This window comes from Thermoflexus sp., assembly GCF_025055495.1.
In the GTDB taxonomy this organism is placed as follows: Bacteria; Chloroflexota; Anaerolineae; order Thermoflexales; family Thermoflexaceae; genus Thermoflexus.
Window position 1 is genome coordinate 1 of the sequence record NZ_JANWXB010000159.1, and the last position, 12,581, is coordinate 12,581.

The following is a 12,581-nucleotide window of genomic DNA, read 5'->3' on the forward strand; positions in this document are numbered from 1 at the left end:
GGCGGCCCTGCCTGCCCTAAGGCCTCCTATGGCAAGGACCAGTTTAAAATTCTATCACATCTCGCCGTCCACAGTGTTCTACAAACCGACACCTGGGGGAATGAGCTGGTCTTGCAGACACCGAGCGGGAGAGCATTGTCCTCTGCACCATCCCCCAGAGTTCCGAATCGGGGTCGGGGATAGCCCGAATTCCATCCCGATGTTCTGGAGGCGCTCCAATGGATTGGCCAGCCGTTGCCGATGTGGTGATCGCTGGAGGCGGGGTGATGGGTTTGAGCACGGCCTACCACCTCTTGAAGAAATCCCCTGGCCTGCGCGTGGTCGTCCTCGAAAAAGGCCCCTTCTTCGGCTGTGGCTCCACCAGCAAGGCCGCGGGCGGCTTCCGCCATCAGTTCGCGACAGAGATCAACATCCGCCTCTCGCTCCTCAGCGTCCAGATGATGGAGCGTTTTCGGGAGGACCCTGGCGCGCCCCTCGAAATGCGGTTCTGCGGCTACCTCTTTCTCCTGACCCGTGAACAAGATGTAGAGGAGTTTCGCGCCCAGGTGGAGCTGCAACGCCGCTTGGGGGTCCCCACGGACTGGCTTAGCGGTGAGGAGATCCGCCGGCGTTTGCCGATGATGCGCCTGGAGGACGTGATCGCCGGGACTTTCTGTCGGCGGGATGGGCTGCTCAGCCCGATGGATCTGGTGAACGGCTACACGGCAGGCGCCCGACGCCTGGGCGGCCTCCTCTTCACCGATACGCCGGTGGTCGGCGTGCGAACTCGCGGAGGACGGATCGAGGCCGTGGTGACCCCGCGGGGGGAGATCGCTACGCCCATCCTGGTCAACGCGGCCGGGGCATGGGCCGCCCAAATCGGACAGATGGTGGGCGCAGAGCTTCCGATCGTCCCTTACCGGCGCCAGTATCTCGTCACCACCCCGATCCCGGAGATCCCGCCGGATTTCCCCATGGTGATCGATTTCGCGCAAAGCCTCTATTTCCATCGGGAGGGGGAAGGGATCCTGACCGGGATGTCGAATCGGGCGGAGCCGCCGGGGTTTAACGAACAGCTGGATCCGGAATGGGAATTGATCCATATGGAAGCGGCCATCGCCCGGATGCCGTTGCTGGAGCAGGCTGGGGTGCGCGCCCGGGTGGTCGGCCTCTATGAGGTGACGCCGGACGCCCATCCGATCATCGGGCGGATTCCGGTTGTGGCGGGATTCTACACCGTCGCCGGGTTCAGCGGCCACGGGGTGATGCACGGCCCCGCCGCCGGCCTGCTGATGGCGGAGGAGATCCTGGACGGACGGGCCCACACGCTGGATATCGCGCCGCTGCGCTGGGAGCGTTTGGTTCAGGCGGGCCGTTTTGCGGAATATAACGTGATTTGAATGTGGCACAGGCGGGGGCCTGGGGCAGGCACAGGGGCCTGCCCATATGGGCGGGCACGGGGGCCCGCCCCTACGAAAATACGTGGTGCGCCGGATTGTTTGTAGGGGCGACCCCCTGTGGTCGCCTTATCACGGGCAACCCCCTGTGGTTGCCCGATACGGGTGCCCCCCTGTGGTCGTCCCATACGGGCACCCCCATGGGGCCCCTACGGTTAGGCCGTTGGTTGCCCTAATCGGGCCCGCTCCTCCGCCGCCCGCGCCTCATCGATTTTTTCAAAGAGCGGGCGGATCTCCCGCAGGCGCTGGCCGGGCCGGAGCCGGCTGGGCTCCCAGCGGATCCGGGGGTCGGCCTCATACGTAAGCACCAGGTGCTCTCGTTCGGCTTCCGCCACCGGGCGCACCGACAGGCGTCCTACCAGATCCCCCTCATATCCTAGCATCTCGTGAACTCGTTGGCTGGAGAAGGGAAGGAAGGGTGCCAGGAGCACTTTCAGGCCGTCGATCGCCCGCATGGCGACGTAGATGGTCGTCCCTGCCCGGGTTCGATCCTCCCGCATCTCCTTCCAGGGCTCGCGCTCATTGAGGTAGCGATTCACCTCGGCGGCCAGCCCCATCACGGTCTCCAGGGCCTGCCGGAAGCGGCAGCCCTCGATCAGGCGCCCTACGGTTTCGAAAGACACATCGATCCGGGCCAGGATCTCAGCGTCCCGCGGTTCCATCAGGCCGGGCATGGGGACCTCGCCGTCGAAATGGCGGGCGGCGAAGGTGAGGACGCGGTGGACCAGGTTGCCCCAGATGGAGAGGAGCTCTTCGTTGTTATGGCGGATGAAATCCGTCCAGCGGAACTCCGCGTCCTGGGTCTCCGGCATGATCGCCGTCAGGTAATAGCGAAGGGCGTCCACTGCGTAACGCTCCGCCGCGTCCAGGGCCCAGACCGCCCAGTTGCGGCTGGTGGAGAATTTGTCCCCTTCCAGGTTCAAGAATTCGTTGGCCGGCACGTCGTAGGGCAGGGCCAGGCGTTTCGAGGGATCTTCCTCATATAGCCGTTCGGTTCCCATCAGCTGGGCGGGCCAGATAATGGTGTGGAAGGGGATGTTGTCCTTCCCAATGAAGTAAACGATTTTCGCCTCCGGATCATACCACCAGTCCTTCCAGGCCTCCGGGTTCCCGGAGATGGAGGCCCACTCAATGGTAGCGGAGAGGTAGCCGATGACCGCCTCGAACCACACGTAAAGCACTTTCCCCTCGAATCCCTCGAGGGGGACCGGGATGCCCCAGTCCAGGTCACGGGTGATCGGGCGGGGCTGGAGGCCCTGGCGGATATAGTTCAGGGTAAAGGTCAGCACATTCGGCCGCCAGTATCCTTTGTCGCGCAGATAATCCAGGAGGGATTCCGTGAAGGCGGGCAGGTTGAAGAAGTAGTGCTCGGTCTCCCGCAGCACCGGCACGCTGCCGTCGATCCGGCTACGAGGGTGGATCAACTGAGTGGCCTCCAACAGCGTCCCGCATCGTTCGCACTGGTCTCCCCGGGCCCGCTCGTAGCCGCAGATCGGACATGTCCCCTCGATGTAGCGGTCGGGCAGGAACCGGCGGGAAACCTCGGAATAGAACTGGCGCTGGGTCTGCTTGAAGAGGTAACCCTTCTCCAGGAGGCGCAAGAACATGTCCTGAGCCACCCGGTGGTGGTTCTCGGTATCGGTGTGGGTGAAGAGGTCGAAGGAGATGCCATATTTCTGCCAGGTCTCCAGGAAGATCCGATGATAGCGCTCGAACAGCGTCCGTGGCGGCACGCCTTCCCGGTCCGCCTGAACCGTGATGGGGGTCCCGTGGGAATCAGAGCCGGAGACCATCAGCACCCAGTTCCCCTTCAGGCGATGGTAGCGGGCGAAAATGTCCGCCGGAAGATACGCCCCGGCGATATGGCCCAGGTGCAATGGGCCGTTGGCGTAGGGCCATGCCACGCAAACCAGCACCTTTTCCGTCATCCGGCACCTCCTGAGGGAATTCGGATCAACCCAGCTTGGGGATTTGAGATGTAGGGCGGAGGGCCAAGCGCCCTCTGCCTCTAAAGCCCCAGAGGAATCGAACAGCGCAACTGCCCAAAATAAAAAAACCGCCGGCCGAGGCCGGCGGTCCGCGGGCGAAAACAGACCCGGCAGTCGGGGGGGCCTCAGGCCCCCGACCGCTGAGGGCGTCTTCGCATGATCGGCATCGGGACTGGAAGCATTCTCCTCCTCCCGTGCTGTCTCGAGGGAAACGGGTGGAGCCGCTTCTCCCTCCCCGAAGCGCCTGATGCCCCAGAGAGACCGATTTCATTCTAATCGAAATCGATCCGGGCGCGCAACCGAGACTATGCCTGCCGCATCCCGGCCTTCGACCAGCCCCGCTACGAAGACGAACGGGGCCGGGCGGGCACGCCGTAAACCAGGGTTTCAGGCGGGACGTCCCGGGTCACCACGGACCCAGCGCCGGTTTTCGCTTTCCGCCCCACCCGCACCGGGGCCACCAGCATGGTGTCGCTGCCGATGAACGCTTCGTCCTCGATGATCGTCGGGTGCTTACGCACCCCATCGTAATTGCACGTAACGGTCCCCGCCCCGATGTTCACATTGGCGCCCACAGTGGCGTCGCCCAGATAGCCGAAGTGATGCATTCGCGTCCGCGGGCCGACCGTGCTGTTTTTGATCTCGGCGAAGTTCCCCACATGCACCTCCTCCGCCAGCCGGGTCCCCGGCCGCAGGTGGGCGAAGGGACCTACATGGACGCGATCGGCCAGCGTTGCGCCCTCCACTACGGAGGCCTCCACCACGCAGTCATCCCCGATCACGGCATCCCGAAGGATGGTGTTCGGCCCGATGCGGCACCGGCGGCCGATCCGGGTTTGCCCCTCCAAGTAAGTATCCGGGTAGATCACGGTGTCCGGCCCGATGATCACGTCCGTTCCGATGTAAACCCGTTCCGGATCCACAAGGGTGACCCCCTCCAGCATCCATCGGGTGTTGATCCGCCGTCGCAGGATGCGTTCGGCTTCCGCCAGATGGGCCCGCGTGTTGATCCCCAGGGCCTCTTCCGGATCCTCGAGAAGGACCGTCTCCACCTGCGCTCCTTCCGCCGCCGCGAGGGCAACCAGATCGGTGAGATAGATCTCCCCCTTCACCGGACTGGGCCGCAGACGCGAAAGAGCGGGCCAGAGCCAGGGCTCGCGCACGACGTAAACCCCAACGTTCACCTCCGAAAGACGCCGTTCCTCGGGACGGGCCTCGGCCTCCTCCACGATGCGAAGCACCCTCTCCTCTGAATCCCGAACGATGCGCCCGTAGCCGGTGGGATCGGCCAGATGGACGGTGAGGAGGGTCAGGGTGGCCCCACGAGCCTCATGGGTTTCGATCATTCGACGGAACGTCTCCGGGCGCACCAGCGGGAGATCCCCATAAGTGATCAAGATGTGCGCGACCCGGCCCTGGAGGATCGGCCTCGCCCAGCGGGCCGCATCGCCGGTGCCTCGCGGCTCCGGCTGGATTGCGAACTGGACGTCGGGCCCTGCGGCTTCCTGGGCCGCTGGAGCTGTCGGGCCGATCACCACCACCGGCGGGATCGAGCATCCGGCCGCCCGTAAGGCTTCCAGGACGTGCCGGATCATCGGGCGGCCTGCTAAGGGATGTGCCACCTTGGGCCGCTCGGACTTAAATCGTGTGCTCAGCCCTGCCGCCAGAACGATCGCCGTCCATGTCATGCTTCATCCATCCTCTTCACAGATGGGGCTTGCGCAATCGAAAGCCTGCCGGGCGAGGCAGGATGACCTCTTTGCAGCGTTATCCCTTCCGCTCAGCCCACCGAGCTACCAGGAGGAAGCGATCGGCGTCACTCCGGGGAGGCTCAACGTCCCCGGGCGCGTCGCTGTCCAACCAGGTAACCGATGATCCCCCCGACCAGCAGCAGCGCCAGAAATCCGGAGGCTGCCAGCAACCCTTGCCCGAGTTGCGCGAGATCCGGCCCAGCGGATGTCGATGGCGCGAGGGTAGGGGAAGGGGTCGGCGTCACGAACCCGGAGAGCGGTTGAAATCCGAATAACACGGTCACTTCCGTATTCCATGGCAACCAGATCTCACGCCGGGTGGGCCCGGAGGCCTGATAGCCGGTCGGGTTTTCCAGGGCGAGCGCGTAATAGCCAGGCTCCAGATCCCGAAGGCAGGGGGCCCGGCCCGCTTCCGAGATCAAGGTGGTTTTCCATCCGCGCCCATCGATCAGGTCGATGGCCACCCCCGCGATCCAGGGTTCCCCCTCTTCTTTCATCTCATTTCCATTCCGATCCTCGAAAGCTCCGGCGCAGAGACTGCCCGGATGTCGCTCCCCCGAAGCTGGAGTGAGGGTCGACGGCGCAGGGCTTGGCTGGGCCGGCCGGATCAGGAGCTCCTGGCCTATCACCAGCAAATCGGAATCCAGGCCGTTGAGCGCCTTGATCTCTTCCACGGTGGTTCCATAAAGCAGGGCCAGGCCGAAGAGGGTGTCGCCCTCCTGAACCGTGTGGACGATGGAGCCATCCGGGCGGGGCGTGGCGGTGACCTGCGCCTGGGCCCATACGCGAGGCCCGGATCCGACAGAGTCCCCGATCACCATACCAATGAGTAGCAATCCGATCCAGCCTCCCAGCAGCCAGCCACCGATTCTGCGCATGGATCCTCCTTCGCGTCAAGGTGGTGAAGTCCAAAATCGAACCGGACGTCTAGGGTGCTTAGCCCGGCCCGATTCCAGACCGAACGGGGCGCGAGGGCGCAGAGGCGCTCTGCTCGCGTAGCAGGCATTTTAGCAAACCTGGGGAAGGAGGGAGAAATCCCGGAGAAGGGTGGATTCCGCATGGGAGGACGTCCCCGCTGGATCTCCCTAAGGGGTCAGAGGCCGGCTGAGTTATCATAAGGCATGGGATGGTTTTCACACGACGCCTCAGGCTGGAACTTGAGCGTTCTTTCTTGGAGGAACCAATGCACTGGTCGATAGCCGAAGGAACCCCTCTCGGGACGCTATGGGTGGTCGCAAGCGCCAGGGGGGTTCATCGGGTGATTTTCGGCGAGAACGGGGAGCGGGAGTGGGCGAGGGTGCAGGCGGCCCATCCGGAGATGGAGCGCCGCGAGGATGGGTTGTCGGCGCAGGCCCTGGCGCAGATTATCGAGTATTTACGCGGGGCGCGGAGGACCTTCACGGTGCCCCTGGATCCCGAGGGCACGCCGTTCCAGCAGAGGGTCTGGAAGGAAGCGGCTCGCATCCCCTACGGCCAGACCCTTACCTATCGGGAACTGGCCCGGCGCATCGGGCAGCCTCAAGCGGCCCGAGCGGTCGGCCAGGCGCTGGGGGCCAACCCGCTGCCGATCCTGATCCCATGCCATCGGGTGATCGCGGCGGATGGCCGCCTGGGTGGCTATACCGGGGGCCGACATCTCAAGCAGTGGCTGCTGCTGCTGGAGGGGGCACCGCTTGCGGCTTGATGAGCTTTCGACGCCTCTGGCCGCCCTGCTGCGGCGCTGGCGACAGGATCCGGCTTTCCGCCGGCGGGTCGCCTTATGGGCCTGGGCGCCGGCCCGGGAGGCGCAGGCGGCTCCGACCCCAGAGGACCTCCATCCTCGATGGCGGGCGGCGCTTCAGCAGGCGGGGGTTTCGGCGCTTTACACGCATCAGGTCGAGGCTTATCGCGCCGCTCGGGCGGGCGCCCACGTGGCCCTGTTCACCGGCGCCGCCTCGGGGAAGACCCTGGCGTTCCTCCTGCCGATCCTGCAGGCCCTCTGCGAGGACCCCCAGACCACTGCGCTTTTCGTGTATCCGACCAAAGCCCTGGCCCACGATCAGCTCGCCGTCCTGCGCGCCTGGCTTTCCGCCCTGCGGCTTCCGGTCGCCGCGTTACCTTACGACGGCGACACGCCGGGCGAGGCCCGCCGGTTCGTTCGGGAGCGAGGGCGCTTGCTCCTGACGAATCCCGATATGCTCCATATGGGGATCCTCCCTCAGCATCCCCGCTGGGCGGCGTTCCTGAGCCGTTTGCGCTTCGTGGTGATCGATGAAGCTCACGTCTATCGGGGAGTGTTCGGCAGCCACATGGTGAACGTGCTGCGGCGGCTGCGGCGCCTGGCCGCCGCTTACGGCGCATCTCCCCAGTTTCTCCTGGCCTCGGCCACCGTCGCCAACGGCCGCGAGCTGGCGGAAGCGCTGGTTGAAGGGCCGGTCCACGTCGTGGAGGACGACGGCGCTCCTTACGGGGAGCGCCATTTCATCCTGTATCGCCCGCCGCTGCTGGATGCCGCCATCGGGTTGCGCCAGAGCGCCATGACCGCCGCGGCTGGCCTAATCCAGACGTTCCTCGAGCACGGCATCCCCACCATCGCCTTCGCCCGTTCCCGCATGGCCGTCGAGCGCCTGCTACGCATGGTCCGATCGGCCTGGATAGAGCGGGGCGGGGACCCTGAGGAGGTCCGTGGGTATCGGGGGGGATACCTCCCGGAGGAGCGCCGGGCGATCGAAAAGGGGTTGCGGGAGGGGCGGATCCGCGCGGTCATCGCCACCAATGCCCTGGAGCTGGGGGTGGACATCGGCACCTTAGAAGCCTGCGTGATGGTGGGGTATCCGGGGACGATCGCGTCGGTCCGTCAACAGGCGGGCCGGGCGGGCCGCCGCACGCCGCTGAGCGTCGCTGTGCTCGTGCTCACGGCCACTCCCCTCGATGAGTATCTGGCGGGGCATCCGGAATTCCTCCTCCGAAATCCCCCCGAGGCGGTCCGTTTCGATCCGGACAATCTGGCGATCCTGGCCGATCATCTGCGCTGTGCGGCGTTCGAACAGCCCCTGAGCCCGGGCGAGCCGTTCGCCCGGACCCTGGACACGGACTGGATCGTGGAGCGGCTGATCGCCGAGGGGGAGCCGTTCTACCGCAATCCGACCGACGGCCGGGTGTATTTCGCGGCCGATCGCTATCCGGCGCAGGAGGTCAGCCTGCGGACCGGCACAGGGGATCGGGTGAGGATCCGGCGGAGCCAGGAGAAAGGGGCCCGGATCATCGGCGAGGTGGATCGCCCCTCCGCCCCTCGACTGGTTCATCCCGGCGCAGTGTATCTGCATGAGGGCATCGCCTATCGGATCGTCTCGGTGGATTGGGAGCAGGGGGAAGCCATCGCCGAATCTTTCGAAGGGGATGAGGTCACCGAGCCGATCGTTGAGGCGCAGTGGCGTCTGGATCAGGAGCGGGCGCGTCAGGAGAAGCCCTGGAGGATCGGCGCGTGGGGAGAGGTCACCATCATCGGTCAGGTCGTGGGCTACCGGCGCCTGCGGTGGCCCGGGGGAGAGCTCCTAGGGTGGGAGGAAGTCGAAACCCCCCCGGTTGCCCTTTCGACCACTGCCTGGTGGCTAACCCTGCGCCCGGCGCTTCTGGAACGTCTAAAGGAGGAGGGGATCTATATCGGTGCTCTCGATTACGGCCCGGAATGGGAGGCCGTCTGTCGGCAGGTCCGCGCGCGGGATGGCTACCGCTGCCGGGTGTGTGGGGTTCCGGAACCGCCGGGGCATGCGCACGATGTCCATCACCTCCGCCCGTTGCGAACCTTCCGGGATCTGCGGGAAGCGCACGCTGTTGAGAACCTGATCACCGTGTGCCGTCGCTGTCATCGGCGCCTGGAACAGATGCTGGGGACGCGTAGCGCCCTCTCCGGCCTGGCCCATCTGCTCCATGGCCTCGCGCCGATCTTCCTGATGAGCGATCCGGCGGATCTGGGCCTCCTGGTGGATCTGGAGAGCCGGGAGACCGGAGGCCCCACGATCCTGCTCTACGAGGGCGTCCCCGGAGGCGTGGGGTTCGCCGCCCATCTCTGGACGGTCCAGGAAGCGTTGCTCGAGGCGGCCCGGGAGGTGGTAGGGCGTTGTCCGTGTGAAAACGGATGCCCGGCTTGCGTAGGGCCTCCGGGCGAGATGCCAGACTTGAAAGGGGAAACCCGCCGGCTGCTGGAGTGCATTCTGGATCCGGGGAACGCGGGATGGTAACCCCCTTTGGCTTGAGGGGCTGCGAGAGAGGTTCTTCCGCCTAAAGCGGGTGCCTGAGTAGCAAATTGCGTTAAGATAAACGAGTGAAGATCATCTTGGTTGCTGGATGAGGGGATAATGGCTCCACTGGTAGTGTTGATAGATGGGCATTCCCTGGCTTATCGGGCCTATTACGCGCTGCTCCGCCAGGGCCTTCAAACCCGCAAAGGGGAGCCGACCCACGCGGTCTACGGCTTCACCTCGATGCTCCTGAAGGTCTGGCGGGAGCACCGCCCGGATTACATGGCGGTGGCGTTCGATGTGGGGCGGACGTTCCGCCATGAAACCTTCACGGAATACAAGGCGACGCGGGCGGAGCGCCCGTCGGATTTCGACGTGCAGCTGGCCCGCATCCACCAGATCATCGACGCCTTCGCCATCCCGAAGCTGACCGCCGAGGGCTATGAGGCCGATGATGTGATCGGCACGGCCGCCCTCCAGGCCCTCCGGCGCGGCATGGAGATCCTCATCGTCACCGGCGACACGGATACCTTCCAGCTGATCCGGCCGGGCATCCGGGTTCTCACCTCGCGCCGCCATTTCGACGACATCGTGATTTACGATGTGGAAGCGATCCGCGAGCGTTATGGCCTGGAGCCCCATCAGCTGGTGGACCTTAAGGCGCTCACCGGCGACCCCAGCGACAACATCCCGGGGGTCCGGGGGATCGGGGAACGAACCGCCACGGAGCTCCTGAAGCGTTATGGATCTCTGGAGAACATTTACGAGCACCTTCACGAGATCCAACCGGAGCGAATCCGCCGCCTGCTGGAGGCCGGGCGGGAGTCCGCGTTCCTGAGCAAGCAGTTGGTCCAGATCCGCACCGATGTTCCCCTCACCGTAGACTGGGAGGCCTGTCGGGTTGGGCGCTATCACCGGGAGGCGGTGCTGGATCTGTTCCGGGAGCTGGAGTTCCGAAGCCTGATGAACCGGCTCCCGGACGGCACGACGCCCCTGGAATCCGCGCAGGCCGTCGAGGAGGAGGCCCCGCGGCTGGCCAGCCAGCCCACCCTCTTCCCGGAGCCGGTGGGGCCGGCGGTGATCCAGCCCCTCACCGTGCCTCCGCTGCGGGCGGAACATCTCCCTCGCCCGACAGAGGCCATGGTGGTCACGGACGAAGCGGGATTGGCCGCGCTGCGGGAAGCTCTGGAACGGGCGCCCCGCTTTGCCTTAGATGTGGAGACGGACGCGCTGGCTCCGATGTCCGCCGCTCTGGTCGGCCTATCCTTCGCGGTGGAGGAGGGCCGCGGATACTATGTTCCAGTGGGCCATCGGGACGGCTCGCCGCAGTTGCCTCTTCCCCACGTCCTGGAGGCGTTGCGGCCGATCCTGAGCGATCCCCGCCGTCCGAAGGTCGGCCATCACGCCAAGTTCGATCTCCTGGTCCTGGCCCGCTATGGGGTGGAGGTGGAGGGCCTGGCCTTCGACACGATGGTCGCCGAATGGGTGCTCAACCCTGCCGCTTACGGGCTCAGCCTCAAGCACCTGGCGTGGCTCCGGCTGGGTGTGGAGATGACCACCATCGAGCAGCTGATCGGGAAGGGGAAGGGCCAGCGCTCCTTTGCGGATGTCCCCATCTCCGCGGCCGCTCCCTACGCCGCCGCCGATGCGGACCTCACGTTGCGCATCGCCCGCGTCCAGGAGGAGGAGCTCCGCCGGCAGGGATTGTGGGATCTGTTCACGGAGATTGAGATCCCCCTGATCCCGGTGCTGATGCGGATGGAACTGGCCGGCATCCTGATCGATGTCCCGCTCCTGCAGCAGATGTCGAAGGAGCTCGAGCGGCGGATCCAGATCCTGGCTCAGGAGATCTACCGGTGGGTGGGCTATGCCTTCAATCTGGATTCGCCCCGCCAGCTATCGGACGCGCTGTTCGGGAAGCTGCAGTTGCCGACGGTCGATGTCCCACGGACCGGGACTGGGATGTATTCCACCTCCAGCGAGGTGCTGGAGGGCCTGCGGGGCGCCCATCCGGTGATCGACCTCATCCTGGAATACCGTCAGCTGGCCAAGCTGAAGAGCACTTACGTGGACGCGTTGCCCCGGCTGATCCATCCGGCCACCGGGCGGATCCATCCCATCTATCATCAGACCGGGACAGTGACGGGGCGGATCTCGGCGAGCGATCCCAACATCCAGAACATCCCTACTCGCACGGAGCTCGGCAAACAGATCCGCCGGGCCTTCATCGCCCCGCCAGGTTTCGTCCTCCTCTCGGCGGATTATTCCCAGATCGAGCTGCGCATCCTGGCCCACATCACGAAGGATCCTGGGCTGATCGCGGCCTTCCAGGCGGGAGAGGACATCCACCGGGCCACGGCGGCGAAGGCCTTCGGGATCCCGCTGGATCGGGTCACCGATGAGCAACGGAACTTCGCCAAGCGGATCAACTACGGCCTCATCTACGGGATGAGCGCCCATGGCCTGGCGCAGCAGCTGGGGATCTCACGGCGGGAGGCGGATCGTTTCATCCAGCAATATTTCGCGGCCTTTCCACAGGTGAAGGCATATATCGAGGCCATCAAGGAACAGGCGGCCCGGCAGGGGTATGTGGAGACGCTGCTGGGGCGCCGCCGCTACTTCCCGGAGCTGATGCCTGCCGGTCCCGGTCAGACCCCGCGTCGGCTTCCCGAGGCGGTCCGTCGGAAGGCGGAGCGCGAGGCCATCAACGCACCGATCCAGGGCAGCGCGGCCGACCTCATCAAGCGGGCGATGATCCGGATCGATCGGGCCCTTCGGGAGCGCGGCCTGCACGCCCGGATGATCATGCAGGTCCACGATGAACTGGTCTTCGAGGTGTTCGAAGAGGAAGTGGAGGAAGTCAGGGCCCTGGTGGAAGAGCGAATGCGGAACGCCTATCCGCTCGCCGTGCCGCTGGAGGTGGAAATTCACGTCGGGCCCTGCTGGTCGTGATGCATAGGGTCGCTTCGCGGGCAGGCGGGAATGAGCCAGGCATCCGATTTTTGAGAGGTTTTCGAGGGTGGGGCGGGGGGCCTTCGGCCCCCGCACCGCCCCCGAACGATTTTTTCTCCCCCCTCCCCCCAGCCCGCGGGGGGGGGGGGGGGGGGGGGGAAGGGGGGGGGGGGCGCGGCCCGCCCGACCGGGGGGGGATTCGTAAAAACCCCCCGTGTTAAATGGTCGCAGCCA

Annotated in this window: 7 protein-coding genes; 4 read left to right on the forward strand and 3 right to left on the reverse strand. The window is 65.5% G+C overall.

From position 1 onward, the window contains the following. The first annotated feature begins 218 nt into the window (after nt 1-218). Complete coding sequence (locus NZM16_RS05525) at nt 219-1,379, forward strand: FAD-binding oxidoreductase (protein WP_295479179.1); 1,161 nt, start codon at nt 219-221, stop codon at nt 1,377-1,379. A 212-nt stretch (nt 1,380-1,591) separates the two neighbouring features. Here NZM16_RS05525 and metG read toward each other — a convergent pair whose 3' ends face one another. The 3 genes from metG to NZM16_RS05540 form a co-directional block, all read right to left on the reverse strand. Then, nucleotides 1,592-3,364: a methionine--tRNA ligase gene (gene metG, locus NZM16_RS05530; RefSeq protein WP_295450306.1), complete on the reverse strand. Its 1,773-nt coding sequence runs from the start codon at nt 3,362-3,364 to the stop codon at nt 1,592-1,594. A gap of 401 nt (nt 3,365-3,765) precedes the next feature. Then, nucleotides 3,766-5,112, reverse strand: a complete 1,347-nt coding sequence (glmU, locus tag NZM16_RS05535; protein ID WP_295479182.1) for a bifunctional UDP-N-acetylglucosamine diphosphorylase/glucosamine-1-phosphate N-acetyltransferase GlmU — start codon at nt 5,110-5,112, stop codon at nt 3,766-3,768. Nucleotides 5,113-5,255: 143 nt separating this feature from the next. Next, a complete protein-coding gene (locus tag NZM16_RS05540; RefSeq protein WP_295479184.1) occupies nt 5,256-6,053 on the reverse strand; it encodes a LysM peptidoglycan-binding domain-containing protein in 798 nt (265 codons plus the stop codon). A gap of 305 nt (nt 6,054-6,358) precedes the next feature. On the opposite strand from NZM16_RS05540, the gene NZM16_RS05545 reads away from it, so the two are divergent. The 3 genes from NZM16_RS05545 (at nt 6,359) to polA (ending at nt 12,347) form a co-directional block, all read left to right on the forward strand. Next, entirely contained in the window at nt 6,359-6,859 is a 501-nt protein-coding gene (locus tag NZM16_RS05545; protein ID WP_295479187.1) for a methylated-DNA--[protein]-cysteine S-methyltransferase, read from the forward strand. Continuing rightward, nucleotides 6,849-9,395 (forward strand): DEAD/DEAH box helicase, encoded by a 2,547-nt coding sequence (locus tag NZM16_RS05550; RefSeq protein WP_295479190.1) that lies wholly within the window; start codon nt 6,849-6,851, stop codon nt 9,393-9,395. The genes NZM16_RS05545 and NZM16_RS05550 overlap by 11 nt, the downstream gene beginning before the upstream one ends. Before the next feature lie 117 nt (nt 9,396-9,512). Continuing rightward, complete coding sequence (polA, locus tag NZM16_RS05555; protein ID WP_295479194.1) at nt 9,513-12,347, forward strand: DNA polymerase I; 2,835 nt, start codon at nt 9,513-9,515, stop codon at nt 12,345-12,347. Nucleotides 12,348-12,581 lie beyond the last annotated feature (234 nt).